We start from the raw sequence: 24,896 nt of genomic DNA on the forward strand, positions 1-24,896 counted from the left end.
GTCTGCACGGACCGTGTCCGTGCAGACCTTCGCCACAGCCGGGTCAGTGACCCGAGTTGATGCCGTTGTCCTTGGTGAGCGGCTTCTCGTTGTGCCCGTGCGAGCGGTACAGGCGCGCCTCGTCCTCGTCGGTGATCGTGCCGATCCCCGGGCCGTAGGAGAAGACAGGGCCCTCCTCCTGCTCCTTGCGTCCGATGATGTTGAACAGGATGTTCATCAGGATCGCGCAGATTGCTGCTGACGTGATGCCCGAGTCGAAGATCGTGCGGAACCAGCTCGGGAAGTGCTCGTACGCTCCACGCTGCACGATCGGCAGCATGCCGAAGGCGAGCGAGGTCGCCACGATCACGATGTTGGCGTTACCGCTGAAGTCGACCTCCTTCAGCGTGCGGATACCGGACGCGGCCACGGTGCCGAACAGCACCAGACCAGCACCACCGAGCACCGGCATGGGAACCGCCGCGATCGCTGCGCCGAGCTTGGGCAGCAGGCCGAGCAGGATCAGGATTCCACCGCCGTAGGCGACGACGTAGCGGCTGCGGATGCCGGTGATCGCGACCAGACCGACGTTCTGCGCGAAGGCGCTGAGCGAGAAGCCGTTGAAGACGGCGGCCAGGGCGGTCGAGCCGGTGTCGGCACGCAGACCGTTCGCGACGGTCTCGCGGTCGGCCGGCTTTCCGGTGATCTCACCGAGGGCGAGGATGTCGGCGGTCGCCTCGACCATGATCACGAGCATGCAGATGACCAGGGAGATGATCGCGCTCGTCTCGAACTGCGGCGTCCCGAAGTGGAAGGGCATCGGCACCTGAAAGGTCTTCGCGTCGCCGATGGTGGAGAAGTCCGCCATGCCCATGGGGATGGCGACGAGCGTGCCGAGCGTCAGGCCGAGGATGATCGCGATGCGGCCGAAGAAGCCGGGCAGGAAGCGGTAGATCAGCACGACGATCAACAGCGTGATGAATGCGAGTGCGTAGTTCTTCGGCTGGCCGAAGCTCTCGCTGCCGACACCGCCGGCAGCCCAACCGACACCCACCGGGATGAGTGACAGACCGATCATCGTGATCACGGTCCCGGTGACCACTTCGGGGAAGAAGCGCAGCAGTTGGGTGAAGACCGGGGCGAGCACCAGGCCGACGAGGCCGGAGATGATCAGCGCGCCGTAGATGATCTGCAGACCCTCGTGCCCCTGGTTCTTGCCGGCGATCGCAAGCATGCTCGAGACCGCGACGAACGAGGTGCCCTGGACGATCGGCTGACGTGCACCGAACTTCCAGAAGCCGATCGTCTGCACCAACGTCGCGACACCGGCCATGAACAGCGCGGCGGACACGAGGTAGAACTGGTCGCCCGGCGGAAGCTTCAGCGCTCCGCCGATGATGATCGGCACGGCGACGACGCCGGCGTACATCGACAGGACGTGTTGCAGACCGAACATCAGCGACGGCCCCGGGGCCATCGGCGTGTCGACGGGATGACGCCCGTCCTTCGCCACGGCTTCACTCATGCGCGTACTTCCCTTCACCCGGCGTGACCGCCGCTGCCCGGTTCCGTATGACGGAACTCACATTTCGTATGTTGAACGATGGAGGGTGCCCGGGTGAACGTCAAGAGGCTTCCACGATGCGGGTCGGGATATACCCGCGAGATGTGCCGCTGAGGCTCACCCGGACGCTTGACGCGCCAGGTCGTGCGCGACCTCGACGGCCGTCGTACGCATCAGCCGGACGGCGCGCTCGCGCACCTCGTCGCTCATCCGGGCCGACGGCGCCGACATCGACAGCGCCAGCTGCACCTCGTCCGAGGGCACCGGGACGGCGACGCACTGAACACCGATCTCCATCTCCTCGATCTCGAACGCCCGACCGGTACGACGGATCTCGGCGAGTTCGGCGATGAGCGTGTCGGGGTCCGTCATGGTGTTCGGGGTGTGCGCGGGCATTCCGGTGCGCGACAACAGTTCTCGCACGTCGTCGTCCGGCATTCCGGCCAGCAGTGCCTTGCCCCCTGCCCTACAGTGCGGGTGGACGTGCTTGCCGAGCTCGGTGAACATCCGCATGGCGTGCGGCGAGGGCACCTGGCCGACGTACACCAGCATGTCTCCGTCGAGGGTCGCCAGGCTGACGGTCTCACCGAGAGCCTCGACGATGCTGCGCAGATGGGGTGCGCACCCGGCGCCGAACACCTCCAGCGCGGAGTTGCCGAGCGGGATCAATCGAGCGCCAAGGGCGTAACGCCGGTTCGGTAGCTGCCGCAGGTAGGAGCGGCCGACGAGGGTTCGCACGAGGCGGTGGATCGTCGGCATCGGCAGTCCGGATGCCTCGGCGAGTTCGACCAGCGCCATCGAACCACCCGCCGCCCCGACCAGCTCGACGATCTCCAGAGCGCGCTCGACCGATTGCACGCCACCCGTCTTCGACTTCGGAGTCACCTTCGTGGACATCGATGCCACCTTCTTGTGAGATATCGACGGACAGCCATGGCTATTCCGCACAATGGAACATATCCTCCACGAAGCAGAATCTGCCACCCATCGCGGCAAGGAGTTGTTCGTGGAAGTGCCTGAGTTCGTTCCAGATCTGACCGCAGCCCTCGATCGACGCCTCGAGCGGGTCGACGAAGACCTTGCCACGAACTACCCCGGGGACGCGACGACCAGGCAGCCGATCCATACCGTCTACGTGCCCGGCGACCTGTTCACCGCAGACACGATTGCGCAATGGGGCGGGCAGGCGATCGACCTGCTCGACCGCTTCGCGCCCGACGCAGCGGCCCTGGCTGCCGCCGTGGGTGTGTCCGGGGACGAGGTGGCCCCGGTCTACGACCGGATCCGAGAGAAGCTACGCAGCAACCCGATAGAGGACTTCCGGGTCGACTTCGAGGACGGCTACGGCCGCCGATCCGACGACGTCGAGGACGAACACCTGGGCGCCGCGATCGCCGCCCTGCGCACCAGCCTCGACCGACCCGATCGTCCGCTGCTGTGGGGCATCCGGTTCAAGTGCTTCGAAGCCCCGACCCGCGCCCGAGGGGTGCGAACGCTGGCTGTCTTCATCGCTGCGATGGCCGACCGCGCGTCCGACGGACTGACGCTGACTCTGCCCAAGGTCACCTCGGTTGAGCAGGTCGAGGCGATGGTGGAAGCCTGTGACCGCATCGAGGACGAAATGGACCTGCCCCGCGGCACGATCACCTTCGAGATCCAGGTCGAGACCGCACAGGCCATCATGGCCGGCTCGGGAGCCGCGCCCCTCGCACCCATGATCCGCGCCGGCGAAGGGCGCGTCACCTCATTGCACTACGGCACCTTCGACTACAGCGCGGGTCTCGGCATCGCCGCCGCGTACCAGTCGGCCGACCACCCTGCCGCCGACCACGCGAAGAACGTGATGCAGGTCAGCACCGCGCAGACCGGCGTCCGGATGTCCGACGGATCGACGAATGTCGTGGCCTTCGGCGACGCCGACCAGGCGCATGCCACCTGGAAATTGCACTACGACCTGGTGGAGCGTTCGCTCATCCGCGGCATCTATCAGGGCTGGGACATGCACCCCGGCCACCTGCCGACGCGTTACCTGGCCAACTACCTGTTCTTCCGCCGGGCGATGCCGGACGCGTGCAAACGCCTGTCGGCGTACATGGCCAAGACCGCCGGTGACGTGATGGACGAGCCCGCGACCGCCCGGATGCTCGCCATGGCGCTGCTGCGCGGCGTGCACTGCGGTGCGATCGACGAGCACGAGGTGCGCGAGGCCAGCGGCCTCACCCTCGACCAGCTGCTCGAACTCACCCGCTGAACTGTCGACGAAGGAATCCTGATGAGCAACAACGAATTCGACCTTGTCATTCGTGCTCGGCGCGCGCTCGTCGACGGCGAGCTGCAGGCGGTGGCCGTCGGCGTGCGCGAAGGAGTCGTCGCCGAGATCGCCGGGCTCGAGGAACTCTCGGCCATCGACGAGATCACGCTGCCGGACGAGCAGGTGCTGCTGCCGGGCATGATCGACACCCACGTCCACATCAACGACCCCGGCCGCTCGGACTGGGAAGGCTTCGAGACCGCCACCCGGGCAGCACTGAAGGGTGGCTACACGACGCTGGTCGACATGCCGCTCAACAGCCTCCCCTCGACCGTGTCCGTCGAGGCCTTGGAGACGAAGAAGGAAGCCGCACAAGCGAACTGCTTCGTCGACATGGGCTTCTGGGGCGGTGCGATACCGGGCAACAAGGCCGACATGGAGCCGCTGCACCGCGCCGGCGTGTTCGGGTTCAAGTGCTTCCTGGCCGACTCCGGTGTGCCGGAGTTCCCACCGTTGGACGCCGACCAGCTGAACGAGTACCTCGACGAGATCGCGCGCCTGGGCTCACTGATGATCATCCATGCCGAGGACCCGACGACGCTCGAATCCGCGCCGGTCGTGCCCGGCCGCGCCTACTCCGACTTCCTCGCCTCGCGACCGGACGCGTCCGAGGTGGAAGCGATCCGCGTCGTCATCGACGCTGTCCGCCGCTCCGGTGCGCGGGCACACATCCTGCACCTCAGTTCGGCCGAGGCGCTGCCGCTCATTCGCGAGGCCAAGCAGGAAGGTCTGCCGCTCACGGTCGAGACCTGCCCGCACTACCTGTCGTTCGACGCCGACACGATCCGTGAGGGTTCGACGGCGCACAAGTGCTGCCCGCCGATCCGCAGTCTGGACAACCAGGACCGCCTCTGGGACGCACTGCGCGACGGCACGATCGACTGCATCGTCTCCGACCACTCCCCGTCCACCGCAAAGTTGAAGCAGATGGAGATCGGCGACTTCGCGACCGCCTGGGGCGGCGTCTCCTCCATCCAGGTCGCGTTCACCGCGGTCTGGACGGCGGCGCGGGCGCGTGGCTTCGAGCTCACCGACGTCGTCCGGTGGATGTGCGAGAGGCCGGCCGAGATCGTCCGGATGCAGGGCAAGGGGGCGATCGCCCTCGGCCACAGCGCCGACCTGATCGCGTACGCGCCCGACGAACGATGGACCGTCGACGTCAACGAGCTCGAACACCGGAACAAGATCTCGGCCTACGACGGACTCGAGCTCAGCGGACGCACCCACACCACCTGGCTGCGTGGCGTGGCGGCGACCACCGATTCGGCGGACGGGCAGTTCCTGCGGCTCGGCGAGGGCTGACCCCCTCACGGTGTGCCGTCGGGACGTTCGTCAGACTCTCCCGATGGCACTGAACGAGGGAGGGGCGACCGTGCGTGAGGAACGGGGGGCGCGGCGCGCCTTCGTGCTGGCCACCATCGCTGCGATCGCCTACTCGGGTTGGATACTCGCCCCGTTCCTGAACCCGGGTCACGACGAAATCCGTTCCTACGTCAGCGAACTCGCGGCGGCGAACGAACCCTTCGCGTTGTTCTACCAAGCCCTGGACGCGGCCGCGGGCACCGCTCTGGTCATCGCCTCCGTCCTCATTCTGCGCAGCAGCCGGTTCGACCGGCGGTCGTCGATGCCTTTCGTCCTGCTCGGCATCTTCGGGTTTGTCACGATCATCGACGCGCTCCTGCCGCTCAGTTGTACCCCGACCTCGGACACGGTCTGCGCGATCGAGGAATCCCTCGGACTGGTGCCGATCGCGCACAAGATCCACACCGTCAGCAGTTCGGTCGCGGGCGTCGTCGCCGCCGGCTCGGTGCTGTGGACGATCGTGGTGCGTGCGCGCAACGCCGATCTGACCCCGCTCGGCAGCGCGTCGACCGCACTCGGCCTGATCCATCTGGTCACACTCGGTTGGACGACACTCGAGGCCCTGGGCGTGTTCCACCTCGCGCTCGGCATCGCACAGCGCATCTCGCTCACGGCGCTGGTGCTGTGGTGGCTGATCCTGTTCACCGATCGCGTGCCCGGCGTGTCCGGAACGTCTCGGCGTACGGTCCCGGCGCACTGACGCTGCCTGTGCGGCGTAGCGTGCGTCCGTGCTCGACTCGTACGTCACCGGCGTGCTGACCGGTCTCGGCCTCATCGTCGCCATCGGCGCGCAGAACGCGTACGTGCTCCGTCAAGGCATCCACCGACAGCACGTCGCGATCGTCGTGGCGATCTGCGCACTCAGCGACGCGCTGCTGATCATTCTCGGAGTCGCCGGTGTCGGTGCGCTGATCGCGGATCACCCGACTGCGCTCAACATCATGAAGTGGCTCGGCGCGGCCTACCTGGTGTGGTTCGCGATCACGTCCTTCCGTTCTGCGCTGAAGCCACAGGCGTTGGAACTGTCCGGTCCGGTGAAGCGCTCCGGTGTCATCGCAACCACGTTGGCGCTGACCTACCTGAATCCGCACGTGTACCTCGACACCGTGCTGATGCTCGGGAACATCGCCAATCAGCATGGTGCTGACGGACGTTGGTGGTTCGCAGCCGGTGCCGTCACCGGTTCGATCGTGTGGTTCAGCGCGCTGGGGTTCGGTGCGCGAGCGGTCGCGCCGGGGATGTCGAAGCCGTCGGTGTGGCGAGTGCTCGACGTGATCATCGGCTGCATGATGCTGCTGATCGCGGTGCTGCTCGTGCGTTCCTGAGTACTCCACAGTCCCCCGCGTGGATCCGCCCGACCCGGTTCGCCATGCCAAGGTGTAGGCCATGTTGACCGCGTTCGCCTTCGCCGGCCTCGGGCTGGTGCTCGGCGTCGGGTACCGCAAACAACTCCTCGCCGGACGCTGGCGCCGCGACGACGACCCGAGAGCGCTGCCTTCGTTCGGGTGGGTCCTCCTCGTGACACCGGTGGTCATGGGTTGGATCGGTCACCACGTGTCGATGCTGTCGTGGTGGGCGGTGCCCGCGTACGTCGTGCTTGCCGCACTCGGGGTGCTGCTGGCGGCGATCGACTCCGACGTCCACCGGTTGCCGGACAAGCTCACCCTGTGGCCGCTGCCCGTTCTCTCCGGTCTGCTCGTCATCGCCTCCGCCGGGCTCGATGACTGGTCGCGAGTGCTGCGTGCCGGAGCGTGCGGAGTGGCCGTGGCACTCGGGTTCCTGGTGCTCGCGCTCGCCGCACCGTCCGGGCTGGGACTCGGCGACGTGAAACTCGCCCTTCTGCTGAGCTTCACCCTCGGATGGCTCGGCGTCACCGCCGTGGCCACGTGGCTGTTCTTCGGTTTCCTCGCCGGCGGGCTCTGGGCGCTCGCATTGCTCGTCACTCGTCGAGCAACGCGCAAGACCTACATCGCCTTCGGGCCGCCATTGCTGCTCGGCGCCCTGCCCGCCATCCTCGGCGTGGTCACCTTGTGAGAGCCGAGATTCGGATTCGGAGCCGGAGACAGGAGTCGAACCCGCGACATCCTCATTACAAGTGAGGCGCTCTACCAACTGAGCTACACCGGCACGTCTGCATGCGGCAGACCAGAGACGATCGTACCCGTTGTCGGACCCTCGTTTTCCGCGTCCCACCCGCGTAGCGCCGACACATGTGGAGGCCCACTGGCGCAAGCCCTGAACGTCACACCAACGACAGCCGCACCTTGCGGTCGGGGTTGTCGACGTTCAGATCGACCAGGCAGATGCTCTGCCAGGTGCCGAGCATCAGTCGTCCGTCGATCACGGGCACCGTGGCGTAGGGCGGGATGAGCGCGGGCATCACGTGTGAGCGACCGTGACCGCGACTGCCGTGCCGGTGCATCCACCGGTCGTCTGCCGGGAGCAGGTCACGCAACGCGGCGAGTAGATCATCGTCCGAACCGGCTCCGGTCTCGAGGATCGCGATGCCCGCGGTGGCGTGTGGGACGAAGACGTGCAGCAGTCCGTCCCCGCCGGTCTCGGCGACGAATGACTCGCATTCGCCGGTCAGGTCAAGCACCACTTCGGCACTGCCACTGTGTACGGAGATCTCTTGGGAAAGCATGCCTCCACCGTAGGCTCGGAACGCATCGCCGGCGCCTCGGCGAGCCACCTGCAATGAGTTGACCGGTCAACTGGCACAGTGGGAATCGTGACCGAACGACCCCGCCGTGAAGTACCCGATCCTCGCCGCCGTCTGCCGACGGCGGTCGATCCAAAGGACCTCGGACGACGGGCGCGACGGGCGATAGCCGGCGGGCAGCCGACTGTCCCGATCGGCCTGCGCGGCCAGGAGAGCGGACCCACCGACAGTCACACCCGACTCGTCATCGATCTCGGACTGCGCGTCGGCGAAGCTCTGCTGTCGACGGGGTCCAGCGCCGCCGACACCACGAACGCGGTACTTCGCCTGACCCGTGCCTACGACGTCCGCTCACTGCATGTCGACATCACCTACACCTCGCTGATCGTGTCTCATCACCGCGGTGTGCTGCGCGATCCGATCACCGTGATGCGGATCGTGCCGGTACTGCAACAGGACTTCACCCGGCTGGAACGTCTGCAACGCCTCGTGCGCGACGCCGAGGACGGAACGCTGGAGATCACTGACGCGCACGATCGGCTCGATGAGATCACTTCGACCGAACATCCGTATTCGCGGTTCATCGTCACGCTCGCTTCGGCCATGCTCGGTGCCGCGATTGCCGCCCTGCTCAGCGGCGACCTGCTGCTGGTCGTGCTGTCGGCGCTCACCACGGCTGTCGTCGACCGGACGGTGCGGTTCCTCGGACGCCGAGGTGTTGCCGCGTTCTTCTGCCAGGCCGTCGGCGCCGCCATTCCGACGATGGTCGCGGTCGTCCTGTATTTCATGGCGAACAACCTGCAAGTGGAGATGTTCAGCAACCTGCGCCCGTCCGTGGTCGTCGCGTCAGGAGTCGTCGTGCTGCTCGCTGGCCTGTCTGCCGTCGGCGCGGCCCAGGACACCATCGACGGCTACTACCTCACGGCGGCCGCCAAGACGTTCGAGGTGCTGATCCTCAGTGGCGGCATCGTGGCGGGCGTGCTGTCCGTACTCGCCCTCGCGCAACAGATCGGTATCGACATCGCGATCAGTTCGACGCTGACCTTCTCGACGAACCCGGCCATCGGTGTCCTGTGTGCAGCCGCGATCACGTGCTCCTTCGCGATCGGTTCGTACTCGGGCGGGCGCACGGTACTGCTGTCGACCGCCGTCGGCGCGTTGGCGTGGGTCGCCTATTACCTGCTCACCGAGGCGAACGCGTCCGTGCAGTGGTCGGCGGGCTTCGCCTCCCTGCTCATCGGAGCGCTCGCGACGCTGATGGGCTGGCGCCTGCGGGTGCCGTCACTGGCCATCGCGACAGCGGCGATCGTCCCGCTGCTTCCGGGTCTGACTGTGTACCGGGGCATCTTCGAGCTGGTGAACATCCGCTCCGACATGATGCAGGGCGCGGCCACGCTGTTCGGTGCCGTGATGATCGGTCTCGCGATCGCGTCGGGAATCACCTTGGGCTCGTTGCCAGGGCGCCTCAGCCGGCCGGACGACGTGTTGACCAAGCGCCGCGTGAAGGTGCTCGACACGCTCAGCTGAACAGACCCCCGCGGGACGCACGAACCCCCGGCGGACGGTGTCTGCCGGGGGTTCGTCGGTGATTCGGGATCAGAGCACGTGACGGTTCAGGTAGGTCTGCAGGTAGCGAACCGTGGTGGCGTCGAGGTAACTCGCACCGTTGCGCGGGGCGCCGATCTTCACCTGTAGGAGGCGGACGCTGTTGGAACCGATCCAACCGTCCTGGTGGGCGCCGATCTTTGCCTGCAGCGCACGGCGGGTGTAGGGACCGAACGAGCCGTCCTGCACGGTGCCTACCCATTTCTGGACCGCGCGGGTGGTGTTCGGACCGAACGCGCCGTCGACGACCAGCTTGCGGGACGCGGTGCGCGACGTGGTGGTCGTCGTCGTGGTGGCGGTGGTCGTCGGGGTGGAGGCACCGAGCACCATTCCGTTGGTACGGGTCAGACCGGCACGGCGGGAGCACACCGGCCAGGCGCCAGGGCCCTGCACGCGCAGGGTGTTCTGAGCGATCCTGATCTGCTGCTCGCGGGTCGCCAGGTGCGCGTACGACGCGTAGGCGGTGCCGCCGAAGCCGCGCCAGGTGGTGTAGGAGAACTGCAGACCGCCGTAGTAGCCGTTGCCGGTGTTGATCCGCCAGTTGCCGCCGGACTCGCACTGCGCGACGCGGTCCCAGACGTTCCAGCCGAGTGCCGACTTCACGGCGGTGGTGGTCGCAGCGGCCTGCGCCGCCCCGGTGCCGACGAACGCCGACGTGCCGACGGTCGCGGCGGACAGCATGAGGACGCCGGCCGCGCGGCGACCGGTGGTGCTGGGCTGCTTGGCGGCAGCGTGCTTGGGGGTGTAGCTCAAGGGGTTCCCTTTCCTGACGACGCCTGCGGGGTGAGCTGTCGGGTTAGGGCGGTCAGGTTGCCCCGTCGGCGACGCCGACTTCACCCCGAGATCCGGTGCGGATCGTAAGTGGTTCCCCCGCCCTCATGCCCGGGTGACGGGCCGTGCCGGATGAGGTTGAGCGCCCCGGCATCCAAAGGACAAATGGACCGATCTGGAATTGTTCGAGCCGGCCGAAAGGTCAAGCGCCGGTCAAGAAGTGCCGGATCAGGATACCCGGGGTGGGTGTCCCCGCCAACCCCTTGTGAGTCGATGGTCCAGGCGGGTTTCCGTCAGGGCCAGTTCGGCGGAATGGAGGGGATGATGCCCGATCCCGGCACCTGGGTGACGTCGTTGTAGGGCCACCAGTGCATGGGCACGTCCAGGTTTGCGGAAGCGAACAACGCACACCCCATGAGAAGGGCGACCGACGCGATCACGACTGCGAGAGTGACTTCCTTGGTGCGGGCGACGGTGCGCACCAGACTGCGCGAGCCGCGGCGGGTGGCCGTACCACCGACGCCCCACCACGCCGAACAGATCGCCACCAATGTGCCGGCTGCGATGGCCGGTGGACGCCCGTACGCCGAGGTCGTGAGGCCCACCAGGTCACTGACGAACGCGACGGCGACCGTAGTCACCGCGCCCAGGAACACCGGGATGATCGCGACCAGCAGGGTGGAGAACGCCGAGACGAGCGCGTGCCAGGGCGACAGCGCCATGGCGACGGCGGTGTCGCTGCGGCGAGGTCCGGCAGCGTACCGACGCAGCACCATCGAGGTGATCGACTTGTCGTTCCAGCGGGCGGCGAACACCCACGCCAAGATCGCGAACCACGCGACGATCGGCAGCACCATCGACAGTCCCACCGTCGCGAGCATCAGCGCCAGGAGTGTCCAGGTACGGGCCGGCTGGCCGATCCGCGGGTCGCGCGCAGGAGCGGATTGCTGCTCGGTCGGCACTGCGCCCCACGCCACCGGCGGCGCGTCGAGGCGTTGCTGCGGCTGGATCCACTCGGTGCGGGGGTGCTGGGTGCGAACCGGAGCTTCCTTGTGATGCAACGGTTTTGCCGCCGACTGTTGACCACGAGGTGACGTTGCCGGGCGCCGCGAATGACGTTGGACGATCTCACCGGTCATCCCACCTCGGGCGAAGACGTCGAGTTCGCGCAGGATCTCCCCTGCCGACGGACGCTGGTACGGGGCGGGCGACAGCGCGGCTTCCAGCAGCGGCCGGATGCGCGGGTCCACGTTCGTCAGATCGGCCTGGCCGCGGGCGACCCGGTCGAGAATGACCGGCATCGGACCCTTGCCGAACGGTGCCCTGCCGGACGCGGCGTAGGCCAGCGTTGCCGCCCAGCCCCACCAGTCGGTGGCCGGGCCGACGGCGGCGCCGTCGATGATCTCCGGCGACAGGTAACCGGGCGTTCCCATGACCAGCCCGGTCTGCGTCAGTCGCGAGTCGTCGCCGATGTGGGCGATGCCGAAATCGATGAGGACCGGTTCGTCACCGACCATCAACACGTTGCCGGGCTTCAGATCGCGGTGCACGACGCCCGCGGAGTGAATCGCATCCAGAGCCTCGGCGAGACCCCGACCCAGTCGGGCCAACTGCTCGGCACCGAGCGGACCGCGTCCGTCCACGACCTCATCGAGCGGTGGGCCCGGAACGTACTGGGTGACCAGATAGGGCTGGTCCCCGTCGGCGTCCGCATCGATGACTCCCGCGACACCGGGTGCCCGCACGCGCGACAGGGAGCTGACCTCGCGCCGCAGTCGCTCGCGGGCCTTCTCGTCATAGGCGACGTGGGCTCGCAGCACCTTGATCGCGACCTCGTCGCCGTTCGGGGCGAGGGCCCGGAACACGACGCCCATGCCGCCCTCCCCCAGGCGTCCGAGCAGTCGGTACGGTCCGATCCGGCGCCCCCCTGGCGCCCCTTCCGCAACAACGGGATCGCGCAGTCCCGCGTCCGACGCCGGGGTGAACTCGGTGGTCTCGTCACCGTCGACCTGAGCGGGTCTGCGCGGCCGGCCACCGGGCAAGCGGTGGCCGCTCGTCGTGGACTCGGGTCGTGCAGGCGTCATGGCTCCACCGTAGGTCGTGCGTCTCATGGGGGTGGACAGGCACGCCCCACGGGGGCAACGGACACCGGGCGACAGGAGTTTCCCCGGGCCGGGTCAGGAACTGATGTAACCCTCGAGTGCGTCCCGCTCGGCCTGCAACTCACCCAGGCGCGCCTTGACGACGTCACCGATGCTGACGATCGAGGTCAGGCGCCCCTCTTCGACGACCGGAAGATGACGGATACGTCGATCGGTCATCTTCACCGCGACCTCGTTCAGTTCGTCGCCCTGACCGCAGGTGTGCACGTCGGCAGTCATGACCTCACTGACCGGGAGTTCCATCAGCCCGTCGGCGCGGTCGGCGAGACGGCGCACGACGTCGCGTTCACTGACGATGCCGGCGATCCTCTCGGAGTCGGCCTCGTCGACCACCACCACCGCTCCGATGCCCTTGTCGCGCAACAGCGCTACGAGATCGGCCACCGAGGCCGAGCCGGGAATGGTGACGACGTCAGTTCCTTTGCCTCGCAGCACATCCGAAATACGCATGAGCCGAATGTAACCCTCGTCACACCGGTTTCGGCCTCAGCGGACGCGGACGTCTCAGGCCGTGGTCGCGACCGGTCGCGCAGGAGCCGTCGACCCGCGAGCGACGAGCTCGGGATCGAAGAGCATCTCGCCACGCGGGTGCCGATGACCGGCGATCTCCTCAGAGAGCGCGTGCACGATCGCACCGCTCAGGCCGCTGATGTCCTGTCGGATCGTGGTCAGTGGCGGGGAGGTGTGCTGGGTGAGCAGGGACCCGTCGTAACCCACCACCGAAACATCGGCTGGCACCGAAAACCCCTGCAGCTCAGCCGCTTTGATCGCTCCGAGCGCCATCATGTCGGATCCGCAGATGATCGCGGTGACACCGCGTTCGAGCAGACGCCGCCCGGCGAGCTCGCCGCCTTCCACCGAGAACCAGGTCTGTTCGATCGCCAGACCGCCGTCGTTCCCCGCCTGTCGCTGGAACTCCTCCACCTTGCGCAGACTCGGCAGGTAGCGCGACTGGCCGGTCGCCAGACCGATCCGGGTGTGCCCGAGCTGGCGCAGGTGATGCAGCGCCATCCGAACCGAGCTCGCTTCGTTGGTCGACAGCGACGGCGCGTCGATCTCGTCCCGGTGCCCGTTGACCATCACCATCGGCAGACCGCGCTCGCACAGTCGCGCGTAGTGCGAGATGTCCGCCGTCGTGTCGGCGTGGCGACCGCTGACGAACACCACCCCGGCAACACCGCGCTCCTGCAGCATTTGGACGTACTCCTCCTCCTGGGCACCGCCGGGCGCCTGCGTACACAGGACGCTGGTGTAGCCGTGGGCGGAGAAGCGCCCCTGGAGGGTCTGCGCGATCATCGCGAACACCGGGTTGGTGAGTTCGGGGACGATGATCCCGACCATGCCGACGGCGTGCCGCCGCAGGTTGCTCGGCCGTTCGTAGCCAAGAACGTCGATCGAGGTGAGCACGACATCCCGGGTCGAGTCGGACACATTGCCCTTGTCGTTGAGAACGCGACTGACGGTCGCCTCACTCACGCCTGCATGTGCGGCGATGTCAGAGAGCTTCGCCATGACGGCCCCCGTCCTTCCAGAGCCACAGCGCGAAGCCCGGGCCGTTCGTCTCCACCCGGATCCCCGATCCGTCGGCACTGATCCCGCGCCCGGCGAGCAGTCGCCCGCCACCGATACCGGGAAGGTCTTTTTCGTCCAGCTCGAGGCTCGTACCGGCGTCACGGGCGACGTGCACCAGCACCGACTCCCCCGCGACCTCACGCAGGAACGTGATCGTGTCGTCCTCGACGCGCACCCACCGCAGACCGCCGTCGCGCAGAGCCGCCGAGTCCCTCCGGGCGGCGACCAGCTGCTGGGCATCGTCGAAAATCTGTGAATCCCAATCGGATTCGTTCCACGGCATCGGACGGCGGCCGTCTTCGGCGAAGGCGCCCTCCATGCCGATCTCGTCGCCGTACGTGATCATCGGGATGCCCGGCATCGCCATCACCAGCGTCAGCGCCACACCGACCTGGCGCGTGTCGGCGCCGACCAGAGTCCGCACCCTGGTGGTGTCGTGCGACCCGACCAGGTTGAAGTTCGCCCGCCGGGTCGACCAGGGCACCATCGCGTTGAACTCGGTCATGGTGTCGACGACGTCGGGACCTCCGAGCCGCGGCACCATCAACGGGTTCCCGAGGAACGACGGAGCAAAGTCCTTGTCGCGCAACCAGGTCCATACCGGACGGGTGAACCCGGAGTAGTTCATGACTCCGTGCCAACCCTCGCCGGACGCGTCCAGGTAGTGATCGTGGGCGTGCTCGCCGACGAGATACGCATCGGGCTTGGCATCGACGACGGTCGCGCGCATGTGGGCAGCAACCTCGTGGTTGACGTCGTGGTCACGCAACCGTCCGGTCATGTTCGCGACGTCGACCCGCCAACCGTCCAGCCCCGAGTCCCCTGCGAGCCAGCGGCGAACCGGTGCCTCAGGACGGTCGAAGAGTTCCTCGCGCAGCGTCGGCGACGCGTGGTTGAGCTTGGGAAGGCTCGATACGCCGAGCCACTTCTCGTAGTCACCCTGCTCGTCGAAGAAGTAGTGATCTCGTTGGGGGGCAGCCGGATCCGCGGACGCCGCGATGAACCAGTCATGCGTGACGCCGGTGTGGTTCGTGGTGATGTCACCCAGCACGCGCAATCCGCGAGCATGCGCGGCACGCACCAGCGACGCGAAGGCCTCGTCGCCGCCGAGCACCGGGTCGACGGCATCGAACGTCGCGGCGTCGTACCGGTGGTTGGAACGCGCGGGGAAGACCGGGGTCAGGTAGAGCGTGGTGACACCGAGCCGCTCGAGGTGATCGAGGTGCAGCTCGACGCCGGCGAGGTCGCCGCCGTACCACTGGGCACCGATATGTCCCCGCCGTGTGTCGACCGGGTCGCTCCAGTCGGCCGGCTCGGCCCACTCGGGCGCGGGGCGATCGCCCGCCTTCGCAAAGCGGTCGGGGAACACCTGGTAGACGACACCGTGCCGAGCCCAATCCGGGGCCAGGCCGAAGGTGGTCAGGCGGAAGTCGAAGACGTCCGGGACGTCACGCCGGGACAGGCCGGCGGCGTTCAGCCAGAGGTAACCGTCCGTCGGACCGCTCATGATGAAGCGGTATGAGGTCACCGGGTTGTGACAGACGACGTCCGCGCTCCACCAGGTGTCGGTCGCGGTGCGGGAGGTGATTCGGGCGGCCGAGAACTCGGGTTCGCCGTCGGTCACTTGGCGCACGTGCATCTGGTCGATGTCGTGGCCGTGGGGCACGCGGACCCGCACGGTCACCCGCTCACCGGGAGCGGGCGCCGCGCGGTCGACGTACAGCGCAGAACCGTCGTGGTGCGGCCGGGCCAGGAGGTCCGGCGTCGGCATTACTTCACCGAGCCTTGCGTGAGGCCGCCGACCAGCTGACGCTGGAACACCAGGTAGAGCACCATGATCGGGATCGAGCTCAGCACCGATCCGGCCGCGAACTGGCCGAACAGGGCGTTGCGCTCGTTGCCCTTCGTCATGCCCCACAGTCCGACGCCGAGCGTCTGGGCGTCCTTCTCGGTCAGGAAGATCGACGCGAGCATGAACTCACCGAACAAGCCGACGAACGACAGCATGAAGACGGTCACCAGGATCGGTGTCACCAGGCGCAGCGTCATCGTGAAGAAGATGCGCGCGTGCGATGCGCCGTCGACCATCGCGGCCTCGTCCAACTCCTTCGGCACGGTGTCGAAGTAGCCCTTGAGCAGCCAGACATTCGAGCCCATCGCGCCACCCATGTAGACCAGGATCAGACCGAGCGTCGTGTTCAGGCCGAATGCAGGCAGCACCTCACCGATCTTGCTGAAGGTGATGTACAGACCCACGAAGGCCAGCAGCGCCGGGAACATCTGCAGCAGCAACAGGGCCATCAGACCGACCCTGCGCCCCTTGAAGCGCAGCCGCGAGAACGCGTACGCGGATGCGGCGCCGATGAACACCGACAGCACGCCGCCGACAAGCGCGATGAACAGTGAGTTCTTGTACCAGGTGAGGAACGGGCGCGCGTCGTCGCTGAACAGCGTCCGGACGTTGTCGAACGAGAAGCCGGTCGGGAACAGGCTGGTCGTCGACAGCGATCCGGCCGGGTTCAACGCCGCCGAGACCACGAACAGGATCGGGAACATCGCGAAGGCGAGCGCCAGCAGTGCGAGCGCGTGCCGCCACCACACACCACCGGAGCCGCGGCGCGGCTTGGTGGGGGTGTTGGTCGGGTCGTCGTCACCGGTGGCGGCTGCGACGACCATGGGGTCGGGAGCAGGAGTAGCGCTCATCAGTTGACCTCTTCCAGGGCCTTGGTCTTCATGAAGCCGGGGAAGCTCAGCAGACCGACGATGATGAAGATGATCACGGCGACCGCGGACGCCAGACCGAAGTTGGGGTTCGCCCCGTCGATCGCGAGGCGGTAGGACATCGTGATCAACAGGTCGGTCGAACCGGCCGTCGAGTTGCCGTCGGTGAACGGGCCACCGGCGGTCAGTAGATAGATCAGTCCGAAGTTATTGAAGTTGAACGCAAAGGACGCGATCAGCAGCGGTCCGACGGCGACCAGCAGCAGCGGCATGATCACCGAGCGCAGGGTGCGGATCGGGCTGGCTCCGTCGATCTTCGCGGCTTCGAGCACGTCACCCGGAATCGACTGCAGCGCACCGGTACACACGACGAACATGTACGGGAAACCCAGCCACAGGTTGGTCAGCAGGATCGCTGCGCGCGCGGCCCATGGGTCACCGAACCAGTCGACGTTGAGGCCGGTGAGGTCGTTGATCAGACCGAACTCCTGGTTGAACATCGAGGCCCAGACCAGCGCCGAGACAAACACCGGGATGGCGTACGGGAGGATCAGCAGCGAGCGGTAGATGCCGCGTCCCTTGATCCGGGAGTCGTTGAGCAGCAGCGCGAGCAGCATGCCCAGGACGAAGGTGGTCAGTACCGACAGCAGCGGGAAGGCGATGTTCCAGGCGAAGACGCTGAGGAACTTGCCACGCAGTGCCTCGTTGGTGAACAGCGACTTGAAGTTGTCGAAGCCGACGTTCTCCTTCCAACCCACGGCCAGCGGCGAACCCTGGCCGTTCTGCGGCACCCAACGCGCGTCCTTGGCGACGTAAACCGTGCCGGTCTTGGAGTCCTTCAAGGTGTCGGACTTCTTGTCCCAGACCAACGTCGGTCGGCCCTCGAACGCCTGACTGATGCCGTTGGCCTTGATGCCGCCGGTCTCGGTGGGCACCGCGAACTGCTGCAGGTCCTTGCGCTTGTTGGCCTCACCGAGGTTGAGGATCCGGTAGTCCGGGGCCTCGAGGATGCGGCCCTTGTCCATCTCGTCGGTCGACTGCTTGAGGCCGTCGGTCGGCAGGTCCTTCAATCCGTCCTTGGTGCCGAGGAAGGTCTTGCCCTTGTCGTCGGTCAGCAGGAACTGCAGCGGTGCGGACTCAAGCGGCTGGTCCTTCGGCACTGCGACCGCGAGCTGATACGTGGGCGAACCGGGCACCTGCTCCACCGAGTAGGCGACAACCTGACCGGTCGCCTCCTCCTTGGAGGCGATGTGGCCCTGGCCGTAGTTGGTGAACGCGGTCGCGCCGGTGTAAACGATCGGCCACACCTGCAGACCGAGCAGCAGCAGCAGGCCGGGCAGGAGGTACTTCATCGGCACCGCCTTGCGTGTGCCGTAGACGGCCAGCACCAACAGCGCCACAAGCGCCGTCGCGACGACCGCGAGGCCGTAGCCCTTGTCGGCGAGCTTGGTCGCCAGGTAGAACAGGCCACCCAGGACGGCCGCGAGAATCGGCCACTTGAGGTAACTGATCGGGTTGGGGCGATCCGCGCGCAGCGCTGCTGCGGTCTCCTCGCTCATCGACGTCGTCATTGTCGTCTTTCTCTCGGGCACATCAGGACTGATCAGGTGCTGACAGCGACGATGGCAGCAGCTGCACCAGCCGCCGCCATCGTCGTCATCGGTTCAGATCACTGACCGGACTTGATGCCGGATTCGATCTCGGTCTGAGCCTTGGCCATCCGAGCGGCCGGGGTGCCACCCTTGCCCGAGACGACGTCCGCGAACGCCAGACCCAGCGGCTTCCAGACGGCGTTCATCGCCGGGATGTTCGGCATCGGCTTGCCTTCCTTGCCGGCAGCGGCCCACGCCTCGACGTCCTTGTCGCTGCCCTTGACCGCTTCGTACGCAGCGGTCAGAGCCGGCGGACGCTTGCCGGTCTCGAACATCGCGACCTGGGCGTCCTTGGTGGTCATGAACTGGGTGACGAAGGCCTGGGCGACCGCGGTGTTCTTGGCCTTGGAGGACACGTAGAACATCTGCACACCGAGGAACGGCTTCATCGCACCGCCGCCCTCGAGGGTCGGCAGCGGGTCGATGGCGTACTTGATGCCGGCCTTCTGGAAGGCGGGGATCGACCACGGACCGGTGATCTCGAAGGGGGTCTTGCCGGTGGCGAACAGGGTGTCGGCGTTGGTCGAGTCGATGTTGGTCGACAGCGCGCCCTCCTTGCCCAGTGCCGCCATGGCCTGCGCGCCCTTGACCGAACCGGCGCTGTTGACGATCACCTTCGCGGCGTCGTAGTCACCGTTGGCCTTGGTGCCGAAGATGCCACCGCCGTCGAACGCGGACAGGAAGGGGTAGCTGTTGTAGGCGTTGCCCTCCTTGCCCATCTGGTTGGACAGGATGTTGGTGCACTTCTTGGAGCTGACGCAGTCCTTGCCGGCCTTCACCAGGTCGGCCATCGTCTTCGGCGCGGTCGGCGCGAGCGCGGTGTTGCGGACGAGGGCCAGGCTCTCGACACCGTAGGGAACGGCGTAGGTCTGGCTGTTGTACTTGGCTGCGGCGGCGGCGTTCTTGTCGAAGCCGGACATCACGTTCGCCGGCACCTGCAGGGTCGCGATCGAACCGTTGGCGACGAGCTCACCCATCCAGTCATGTGCACCGAGGATGACATCGGGGGCCTGACCGGCCTTGAACGCGGTGCCGTACTGGCCGCGGACGTCGTTGGAGATCTGGACGGCGACCTTGACGCCGTTCTTGGACGCGAACTGGTTCGCTAGCTTGGTGACGACCGGGGCGGTCGTCGCGTCGGCCCAGATCACCAGGTCGGCGTTGGCGTCGCGCTTGGCGTCCTTGGTGCCGAGGGTCTCGGCGGCGGTCGGCGCTGCGGACGAGTCGGTCGCGGAGCCCGACGACGTCTGGCTGCCGGCCGAGGTGTTGGTGCTGGAGGTGTTGCTCGAGTCCGAGCCTCCGCCGCAACCGGTCAGAACGAGGGCCGCGCCGGTCAGGGCGACAGCGAAGGTGCGCTTCATGAACTCTCCTTGTGCTCAGGGGGTCACCGTTGACTCCCCCTGTGATGCCGATCACTATGCCAGCGCCACGTCACTTTCTGCAAGATCTTGCAGCAATGTTTTCCATCCACCGGGTCACAGTTCGGCAACGCTCCTGAAATCACGGGCCGATGGCCTCCATCGACCATTCGGAAACCGCCGACATCAGTGGCTTTCTTGCCGTTCATACGTCACGATGTGACACGGACAACACCAACCCCGGCGTTGTCGGTTTCTTTCACAGACACCTTTACAACGGATCGTCCGGCACGTTCCTGCCGGTGAAGGAGCACACCATGGCAACGGTCACCTACGACCAGGCCACCCGGATCTACCCGGGTGCCACCGAGCCCTCCGTCGACAAGCTGAGCCTGGAGATCCAGGACGGCGAGTTCCTGGTTCTCGTCGGCCCGTCGGGCTGCGGAAAGTCCACCTCCCTGCGCATGCTGGCGGGTCTGGAGGAGGTCAACAGCGGACGCATCCTCATCGGCGACCGCGACGTCACCTCACTCTCGCCCAAGGAGCGCGACGTGGCGATGGTCTTCCAGAACTACGCGCTGTACCCGCACATGACGGTCGCCGACAACATGGGCTTCGCGCTCAAGATCTCCGGGGTCGACAAGGGCGAGATCCGCAAGCGCGTGGAGGAAGCCGCCGACATCCTCGACCTGCGTCCTTACCTGGACCGCAAGCCGAAGGCGCTCTCCGGTGGTCAGCGTCAGCGCGTCGCCATGGGCCGTGCCATCGTCCGCTCCCCCCAGGTCTTCCTGATGGACGAGCCGCTGTCGAACCTCGACGCCAAGCTGCGCGTGCAGACCCGCACCCAGATCGCCTCCCTGCAGCGCCGCCTCGGCGTCACCACCGTCTACGTCACCCACGACCAGGTCGAGGCCATGACGATGGGCGACCGTGTCGCAGTGCTCAAGGACGGTCTGTTGCAGCAGGTCGACACCCCGCGCCGCATGTACGACCACCCGAACAACGTGTTCGTCGCCGGCTTCATCGGCTCCCCCTCGATGAACCTCATCGACATGGACATCACCGACGCAGGTGTGAAGTTCGGCAACGCGGTCCACCCGGTGGCCCGCGACACCGTCGGTGGCGCCAACGGCAACAAGATCACCGTCGGCGTGCGCCCCGAGGACCTCGTCCTGTCCGGCAGCGGAGAGGGACTGGCGGTCGAGGTGGATGTCGTCGAGGAACTCGGCGCGGACGCCTACATCTACGGCCACTTGGCCGGCAGCAAGCCAACCGCTGCGGACAAGCCGCTCGTCGCCCGTGTCGACGGCCGCAACGTGCCCATGAAGGGTGAGACCGTGCACTTCGTGCCCAAGCCCGAACACGTGCACCTGTTCGACATCGAGAACGGTCAGCGCCTCGGCGACTGATCCGATCGAACAACGACGCAGCCCCGGTGAGCACACGCCCGCCGGGGCTCGGTCGTTGATGGATCACTGTGTCAGTGCCACGATGAGCCGGTGGCACTCGACATCAGGGCTGGACGGCCGTGGCCGGCGTTGCTCGACCTGCCGTGGTCGACCCCGCTCGAGGAGTGGCCGGAGAACATTCTGGCCGCCCTCCCCCGCGGCATCTCCCGACACGTCGTCCGCTTCGTGCGGATCGAGGGCCGGATCATCGCGATCAAGGAGATCAAGGAAGACATCGCCCGGCGCGAGTACGAGATGCTACGCGCGCTGCGCCGTCTCGACCAGCCGTGCGTCGAGGCCGTCGGCGTGGTGGCCGGTCGCACCGACGACGAGGGCAACCCGCTGGACGCCTGTCTGCTGACCCGGCACCTGCAGTTCTCGCTGCCCTACCGAGCGATGCTGAGCCAGTCACTGCGGCCCGACACCGCCGACCGCCTGATCGACGCCCTCGCGGTGCTGCTGGTGCGGTTGCACCTGGTCGGTTTCTGGTGGGGCGACGTGTCATTGTCGAACACGCTCTTCAAGCGCAACGCCGGGGAGTTCGCGGCCTACCTGGTGGACGCCGAGACCGGCGAGCTGCGCGAGAAACTGTCGAAGGGACAACGCGACCACGACCTCGACATCGCCCGGGTCAACATCGCCGGCGAGCTGATGGATCTGCAGGCCGGTGGCTTCGTGCCGATGCAGGTCGACCCGCTTTCGGTGTCGGATCTGATTCTGTCGCGGTACGACGAACTCTGGGCCGCGCTCACCGAGGTCGAGAGCTTCGAGATGGGCCAGCGATGGAAGGTCGAGGAGCACATCCGCCACCTCAACGACCTCGGTTTCGACATCGGCGAACTCGACATCACCACCGACTTCGACGGCACGCATGTGTCGATCCAGCCGAAGATCGTCGACGCCGGCCACCACGCGCGCCGTCTGCTGCGGCTGACCGGCCTGGCCGTCGAGGACAACCAGGCCCGCCGACTGCTCAACGACCTGGACGCGTTCACCGCCAGCCAGGACCGTCAGAACGACGACGAGCAACTGGTCGCCCACGACTGGCTCAGCCGCATCTACGAACCCATCACCCGCACCGTTCCGCCGGCGATGCGCAAGAAGCTCGAACCGGCCGAGATCTTCCACGAGATCCTCGAGCACCGCTGGTACATGGCAGAACGCGCCCAGCAGGACATCTCGATCGAGAACGCCGCGCGCGACTACGTCGACCACGTCCTGCCGAACAAGCCGGACGAGGCGTCCGTCGTCGGCGTGGACACCCAGGAACTCCCCGTCCGGGCGGAGTGACGTGCGCCTGATCCGGGTCTGAGCGTGATGCCCGGGTAGTGCAAACCGCGGATCGAAACCCCTCGGTAGCGCAAACCGCGAGCGATGAGCCGCGGTTTGCACTACCGGGACATTTCAATCCGCGGTTCGGGTAGCTCGTTTGGGTAGCTCGTTTGGGTAGCTCGTTTGGGTAGCTCTGAGGTGGGGCGTCAGCTGAGCTGGCGACCGTCGGCGTCGGGAAGCTTGCGCATCGCGATCAGGATGATGTCGATCAGTGCCCAAATGCCACAACCACCGAGGGTGATCAGCTTCAGCACGCCGAGCCCGGTATAGCCCAGGTAGAAGCGGTCGACGCCCAGGCTGCCGATGACGATCGACAGGATCAGCGCCATGATCCACTCCTTGTCGGAGAAGACCCCCGGCACCTGCTTGGCCTGGAAGGCGTGACCGCCGCTCGCTGCACGCACCAGCGTTTCCGGCTTGAGCTGGCCACTCGCGGCCATCGCCTGCAACTGCCCGTAGCTCATCGGACCCTGCTCGGCGCCCATGAGGTTGACGAAGAAGCTGTCACCCTGCGGACCACCGGAATGCGCGGCCGGAGCCGAGCCGTATTGCTGGTCGAACTGCTGGCGGTCCTGCTGGCCGTACTGCTGGCCGTACTGCTGCTCACCGAACTGGCCGGACTGCTGCCCGTAACCCTGCTGGTCGTACTGCTTGCCCGCGTTGGGGTCGTTGTTCGCGTAAGGATCCTGATGGGACATGAGTGCCTACTTTCGGTGAAGGACGATCAGCTGCTGGAGGAGGACGACCCGACGCCGACGGCGACGACGAGCACGACGTACAGCGCGACGAGAACCAATGAAACGGCGGCGGACGCGATCGCGAAGTTCTTCGCCTTGCGGGCCGACTCGTGTGCGCCGGCTGCGTCACCCATGGACCACTTCGAGTTCACCTGGGTGGAGAACACGATCGATGCGATGCCGAGCGGAAGGCAGCACAGCACGGTCGACAGGATCGCCCAGACCAGATAGTTGTCCGGCGGCGGTCCGACCGGGGACTGATAACCGTACGGACTGCCGTACTGGTTCGGATACTGCGGCTGACCGTACTGCTGGCCGTACTGCTGGCCGTACTGCTGGCCGTACTGCTGCCCGTACTGCTGGTCGTACCCGTGCTGCGGCTGGCCGTACTGGCCGTATTGCGGCTGCTGGCCCTGCTGCTGGCCATACTGCTGCTGGTCATAGCCCTGTTGCCCGTACGGATCGGACGACTGTGCGCCGTCCCGGCCGGCGGTGTTGTTCGGGTCGTACGGGTCGTAACTGCTCATTGCTGGAGGTCCCCCCGGAAGTGCTGGTGTTGACAACTGATTCTAGATGGGGCCGCCGCGCTCAGGCCGGCGACAACCAGGTCCAGCCCGGGACGTTCCGGGCCACCCAGAAGACCACGGTGATCACCGTCAGCGCGGTGGTCACCCAGGGCCGTGTGATCGAGAGTTTGGGTCTGCCCTGCCACTGGCGGCGTGTCCACAGGGCGAACATCACCACGAGACCGACCAAGGCGATCACCACGAGCGGGTTGAAACCGAATGCGCCCGACACATCGCCGTCGACCACCGAGGCGGACGCCCGCATCGCTCCGCACCCTGGGCAGTACAGGCCGGTCAGCCACAGGAAGGGACAGGTCGGGTAGTTGCCGGGCTCACGCGGATCGACCGCGTGCAGCAGCACGCCGACGCCGACGGCCGCGAACCCGAATGTCACAGGCGCGATCATCCTGCGTAGCCGGCCGTGCATCGGCCGCCACCCGGGGATGGGATCGGTGTGCTGCAGGAACCAACCTTGCCGAGGAGCGGGCGAACAGACAGCGGAAGGCGCCCGCACCGCTGCGGGTCCGGGCGCCTTCACGTCCGCCATCAGGCGTTGGTGTCTTTCAGGATGGTGAACATCAAGATTGCGTAGATGATGCCGAAGACGATTCCGGCGATCGCGCTCCAGATGGAGAACTTCTTGGCCTTCTCCGAGGCCTCGCGGGCGCCCGCGTGGTCGCCCTGGGCCCACAACGAGTTCACCTTCGTGGCCTGGATGATCGCCACGATGCCGAGCGGAAGACAGCACAGGACCGTCGTGATGATCGCCATCGCGAGGTTGTTCGGCGGCGGGGTGCCGACGGCTCCGCCATCACCGGGCATCGGGTTGTAGCCCGGTGCACCGGCACCGTACTGGCCACCCTGCTGGCCGTACTGGCCGTCGTTCTGCTGACCGTACTGGCCGCTGTGCTGGCCGTAAGCGTCGTCGCTGCCCTTGTTGTTCGGGTCGTACGGCTGGTTCGGATCGTTCGGACCGTAGTTGGTCATGTCTTCCCTCCCTGCAACGCAGCACGTTGCTTTTTTGGCCGGTGTTCCGGCGTTTCGCACCACCCTATGGGGCGGAGCACGACGACCGGTGAAGCCGAAGCGGCTCG

The 24,896-nt window shown here is 66.7% G+C and carries 23 protein-coding genes, 1 tRNA gene and 1 riboswitch; of the genes, 8 read left to right on the forward strand and 16 right to left on the reverse strand.

Annotated elements, in window-relative coordinates; genetic code table 11:
• Window positions 1-43: 43 nt before the first annotated feature.
• Window positions 44-1,504 carry a nucleobase:cation symporter-2 family protein gene (locus EU513_RS03825; RefSeq protein WP_129624578.1) on the reverse strand — a complete coding sequence of 487 codons (1,461 nt, stop codon included), beginning with the start codon at window positions 1,502-1,504 and terminating at the stop codon, window positions 44-46.
• A gap of 156 nt (window positions 1,505-1,660) precedes the next feature.
• Window positions 1,661-2,440 carry an IclR family transcriptional regulator gene (locus EU513_RS03830; RefSeq protein WP_129624579.1) on the reverse strand — a complete coding sequence of 260 codons (780 nt, stop codon included), beginning with the start codon at window positions 2,438-2,440 and terminating at the stop codon, window positions 1,661-1,663.
• A 109-nt stretch (window positions 2,441-2,549) separates the two neighbouring features.
• Here EU513_RS03830 and EU513_RS03835 point away from each other — a divergent pair, with 109 nt between their 5' ends.
• From EU513_RS03835 to EU513_RS03855, 5 genes are all read left to right on the forward strand, one after another.
• The gene (locus EU513_RS03835) at window positions 2,550-3,794 is read left to right on the forward strand and encodes an aldolase/citrate lyase family protein (RefSeq protein WP_240795909.1); all 1,245 of its coding nucleotides are present in this window, start codon (window positions 2,550-2,552) and stop codon (window positions 3,792-3,794) included.
• Between the two features lie 21 nt (window positions 3,795-3,815).
• Complete coding sequence (gene allB, locus EU513_RS03840) at window positions 3,816-5,156, forward strand: allantoinase AllB (RefSeq protein ID WP_129624581.1); 1,341 nt, start codon at window positions 3,816-3,818, stop codon at window positions 5,154-5,156.
• A 43-nt stretch (window positions 5,157-5,199) separates the two neighbouring features.
• Entirely contained in the window at window positions 5,200-5,916 is a 717-nt protein-coding gene (locus EU513_RS03845; RefSeq protein ID WP_129624582.1) for a DUF998 domain-containing protein, read from the forward strand.
• A gap of 28 nt (window positions 5,917-5,944) precedes the next feature.
• The gene (locus EU513_RS03850) at window positions 5,945-6,541 is read left to right on the forward strand and encodes a LysE/ArgO family amino acid transporter (protein ID WP_239701083.1); all 597 of its coding nucleotides are present in this window, start codon (window positions 5,945-5,947) and stop codon (window positions 6,539-6,541) included.
• 61 nt (window positions 6,542-6,602) lie between these two features.
• Window positions 6,603-7,250 carry an A24 family peptidase gene (locus EU513_RS03855; RefSeq protein WP_129624583.1) on the forward strand — a complete coding sequence of 216 codons (648 nt, stop codon included), beginning with the start codon at window positions 6,603-6,605 and terminating at the stop codon, window positions 7,248-7,250.
• A 20-nt stretch (window positions 7,251-7,270) separates the two neighbouring features.
• Here the strand turns inward: EU513_RS03855 and EU513_RS03860 are convergent.
• Together EU513_RS03860 and EU513_RS03865 are read right to left on the reverse strand one after the other, a co-directional pair.
• Window positions 7,271-7,343: transfer RNA gene (locus tag EU513_RS03860), tRNA-Thr, on the reverse strand.
• 115 nt (window positions 7,344-7,458) lie between these two features.
• Window positions 7,459-7,860 (reverse strand): secondary thiamine-phosphate synthase enzyme YjbQ, encoded by a 402-nt coding sequence (locus EU513_RS03865; protein WP_129624584.1) that lies wholly within the window; start codon window positions 7,858-7,860, stop codon window positions 7,459-7,461.
• A gap of 87 nt (window positions 7,861-7,947) precedes the next feature.
• Between EU513_RS03865 and EU513_RS03870 the strand changes: the two genes are divergently transcribed.
• Window positions 7,948-9,405, forward strand: a complete 1,458-nt coding sequence (locus EU513_RS03870) for a threonine/serine exporter ThrE family protein (RefSeq protein WP_168990132.1) — start codon at window positions 7,948-7,950, stop codon at window positions 9,403-9,405.
• Between the two features lie 69 nt (window positions 9,406-9,474).
• On the opposite strand, the gene EU513_RS16580 is transcribed toward EU513_RS03870, so the two are convergent.
• The 8 genes from EU513_RS16580 to EU513_RS03910 all read right to left on the reverse strand — a co-directional run bounded on the left by EU513_RS16580 (window position 9,475) and on the right by EU513_RS03910 (window position 19,722).
• Window positions 9,475-10,236, reverse strand: coding sequence for a transglycosylase family protein (locus EU513_RS16580; protein ID WP_129624586.1), 762 nt, complete (start codon window positions 10,234-10,236; stop codon window positions 9,475-9,477).
• A 4-nt stretch (window positions 10,237-10,240) separates the two neighbouring features.
• Window positions 10,241-10,409: riboswitch (cyclic di-AMP (ydaO/yuaA leader) on the reverse strand.
• Between the two features lie 138 nt (window positions 10,410-10,547).
• Window positions 10,548-12,338, reverse strand: coding sequence for a serine/threonine-protein kinase (locus EU513_RS03880; protein WP_129624587.1), 1,791 nt, complete (start codon window positions 12,336-12,338; stop codon window positions 10,548-10,550).
• A gap of 93 nt (window positions 12,339-12,431) precedes the next feature.
• Window positions 12,432-12,866: a CBS domain-containing protein gene (locus EU513_RS03885; protein ID WP_129624588.1), complete on the reverse strand. Its 435-nt coding sequence runs from the start codon at window positions 12,864-12,866 to the stop codon at window positions 12,432-12,434.
• A 54-nt stretch (window positions 12,867-12,920) separates the two neighbouring features.
• Complete coding sequence (locus tag EU513_RS03890; protein WP_129624589.1) at window positions 12,921-13,928, reverse strand: LacI family DNA-binding transcriptional regulator; 1,008 nt, start codon at window positions 13,926-13,928, stop codon at window positions 12,921-12,923.
• Window positions 13,912-15,759 (reverse strand): glycoside hydrolase family 13 protein, encoded by a 1,848-nt coding sequence (locus tag EU513_RS03895; RefSeq protein ID WP_129624590.1) that lies wholly within the window; start codon window positions 15,757-15,759, stop codon window positions 13,912-13,914. The genes EU513_RS03890 and EU513_RS03895 overlap by 17 nt, the downstream gene beginning before the upstream one ends.
• Window positions 15,759-16,691: a sugar ABC transporter permease gene (locus EU513_RS03900; RefSeq protein WP_129624591.1), complete on the reverse strand. Its 933-nt coding sequence runs from the start codon at window positions 16,689-16,691 to the stop codon at window positions 15,759-15,761. Before EU513_RS03900 ends, EU513_RS03895 begins: the two co-directional genes overlap by 1 nt.
• Window positions 16,691-18,268 carry an ABC transporter permease subunit gene (locus tag EU513_RS03905; protein ID WP_240795910.1) on the reverse strand — a complete coding sequence of 526 codons (1,578 nt, stop codon included), beginning with the start codon at window positions 18,266-18,268 and terminating at the stop codon, window positions 16,691-16,693. The genes EU513_RS03900 and EU513_RS03905 overlap by 1 nt, the downstream gene beginning before the upstream one ends.
• A gap of 110 nt (window positions 18,269-18,378) precedes the next feature.
• Window positions 18,379-19,722, reverse strand: a complete 1,344-nt coding sequence (locus EU513_RS03910) for a maltose ABC transporter substrate-binding protein (RefSeq protein ID WP_129624593.1) — start codon at window positions 19,720-19,722, stop codon at window positions 18,379-18,381.
• Window positions 19,723-20,036: 314 nt separating this feature from the next.
• Between EU513_RS03910 and EU513_RS03915 the strand changes: the two genes are divergently transcribed.
• Both EU513_RS03915 and EU513_RS03920 read left to right on the forward strand, forming a co-directional pair.
• Window positions 20,037-21,128: an ABC transporter ATP-binding protein gene (locus EU513_RS03915; protein ID WP_129624594.1), complete on the forward strand. Its 1,092-nt coding sequence runs from the start codon at window positions 20,037-20,039 to the stop codon at window positions 21,126-21,128.
• A gap of 90 nt (window positions 21,129-21,218) precedes the next feature.
• The gene (locus tag EU513_RS03920) at window positions 21,219-22,457 is read left to right on the forward strand and encodes a DUF4032 domain-containing protein (RefSeq protein ID WP_129624595.1); all 1,239 of its coding nucleotides are present in this window, start codon (window positions 21,219-21,221) and stop codon (window positions 22,455-22,457) included.
• 188 nt (window positions 22,458-22,645) lie between these two features.
• Here EU513_RS03920 and EU513_RS16290 read toward each other — a convergent pair whose 3' ends face one another.
• The 4 genes from EU513_RS16290 to EU513_RS16300 all read right to left on the reverse strand — a co-directional run bounded on the left by EU513_RS16290 (window position 22,646) and on the right by EU513_RS16300 (window position 24,789).
• Window positions 22,646-23,197, reverse strand: coding sequence for an NINE protein (locus tag EU513_RS16290; protein WP_239701075.1), 552 nt, complete (start codon window positions 23,195-23,197; stop codon window positions 22,646-22,648).
• A 26-nt stretch (window positions 23,198-23,223) separates the two neighbouring features.
• Window positions 23,224-23,763 (reverse strand): CD225/dispanin family protein, encoded by a 540-nt coding sequence (locus tag EU513_RS16585; protein WP_129624596.1) that lies wholly within the window; start codon window positions 23,761-23,763, stop codon window positions 23,224-23,226.
• A 61-nt stretch (window positions 23,764-23,824) separates the two neighbouring features.
• Window positions 23,825-24,196 carry a DUF2752 domain-containing protein gene (locus EU513_RS03935; RefSeq protein ID WP_168990133.1) on the reverse strand — a complete coding sequence of 124 codons (372 nt, stop codon included), beginning with the start codon at window positions 24,194-24,196 and terminating at the stop codon, window positions 23,825-23,827.
• 152 nt (window positions 24,197-24,348) lie between these two features.
• On the reverse strand, window positions 24,349-24,789 hold the full coding sequence (locus tag EU513_RS16300) for a CD225/dispanin family protein (RefSeq protein ID WP_239701073.1): 441 nt from the start codon (window positions 24,787-24,789) through the stop codon (window positions 24,349-24,351).
• Window positions 24,790-24,896 lie beyond the last annotated feature (107 nt).

This window comes from Yimella sp. RIT 621 (assembly GCF_004146205.1).
GTDB classification, from domain to species: Bacteria; Actinomycetota; Actinomycetes; order Actinomycetales; family Dermatophilaceae; genus Yimella; species Yimella lutea.

What these genes read in the sequence shown, in the direction of transcription:
- EU513_RS03885 (WP_129624588.1), bottom strand. Translation starts at nt 12,866, where the DNA reads ATGCGTATTTCGGATGTGCTGCGAGGCAAAGGAACTGACGTCGTCACC.
- EU513_RS03865 (WP_129624584.1), bottom strand. Translation starts at nt 7,860, where the DNA reads ATGCTTTCCCAAGAGATCTCCGTACACAGTGGCAGTGCCGAAGTGGTG.
- EU513_RS16290 (WP_239701075.1), bottom strand. Translation starts at nt 23,197, where the DNA reads ATGTCCCATCAGGATCCTTACGCGAACAACGACCCCAACGCGGGCAAG.
- EU513_RS03845 (WP_129624582.1), top strand. Translation starts at nt 5,200, where the DNA reads ATGGCACTGAACGAGGGAGGGGCGACCGTGCGTGAGGAACGGGGGGCG.
- allB (WP_129624581.1), top strand. Translation starts at nt 3,816, where the DNA reads ATGAGCAACAACGAATTCGACCTTGTCATTCGTGCTCGGCGCGCGCTC.
- EU513_RS16585 (WP_129624596.1), bottom strand. Translation starts at nt 23,763, where the DNA reads ATGAGCAGTTACGACCCGTACGACCCGAACAACACCGCCGGCCGGGAC.
- EU513_RS03855 (WP_129624583.1), top strand. Translation starts at nt 6,603, where the DNA reads ATGTTGACCGCGTTCGCCTTCGCCGGCCTCGGGCTGGTGCTCGGCGTC.
- EU513_RS03880 (WP_129624587.1), bottom strand. Translation starts at nt 12,338, where the DNA reads ATGACGCCTGCACGACCCGAGTCCACGACGAGCGGCCACCGCTTGCCC.
- EU513_RS03825 (WP_129624578.1), bottom strand. Translation starts at nt 1,504, where the DNA reads ATGAGTGAAGCCGTGGCGAAGGACGGGCGTCATCCCGTCGACACGCCG.
- EU513_RS03890 (WP_129624589.1), bottom strand. Translation starts at nt 13,928, where the DNA reads ATGGCGAAGCTCTCTGACATCGCCGCACATGCAGGCGTGAGTGAGGCG.
- EU513_RS03900 (WP_129624591.1), bottom strand. Translation starts at nt 16,691, where the DNA reads ATGAGCGCTACTCCTGCTCCCGACCCCATGGTCGTCGCAGCCGCCACC.
- EU513_RS03895 (WP_129624590.1), bottom strand. Translation starts at nt 15,759, where the DNA reads ATGCCGACGCCGGACCTCCTGGCCCGGCCGCACCACGACGGTTCTGCG.
- EU513_RS03830 (WP_129624579.1), bottom strand. Translation starts at nt 2,440, where the DNA reads ATGTCCACGAAGGTGACTCCGAAGTCGAAGACGGGTGGCGTGCAATCG.
- EU513_RS03910 (WP_129624593.1), bottom strand. Translation starts at nt 19,722, where the DNA reads ATGAAGCGCACCTTCGCTGTCGCCCTGACCGGCGCGGCCCTCGTTCTG.
- EU513_RS03915 (WP_129624594.1), top strand. Translation starts at nt 20,037, where the DNA reads ATGGCAACGGTCACCTACGACCAGGCCACCCGGATCTACCCGGGTGCC.
- EU513_RS16300 (WP_239701073.1), bottom strand. Translation starts at nt 24,789, where the DNA reads ATGACCAACTACGGTCCGAACGATCCGAACCAGCCGTACGACCCGAAC.
- EU513_RS03905 (WP_240795910.1), bottom strand. Translation starts at nt 18,268, where the DNA reads ATGAGCGAGGAGACCGCAGCAGCGCTGCGCGCGGATCGCCCCAACCCG.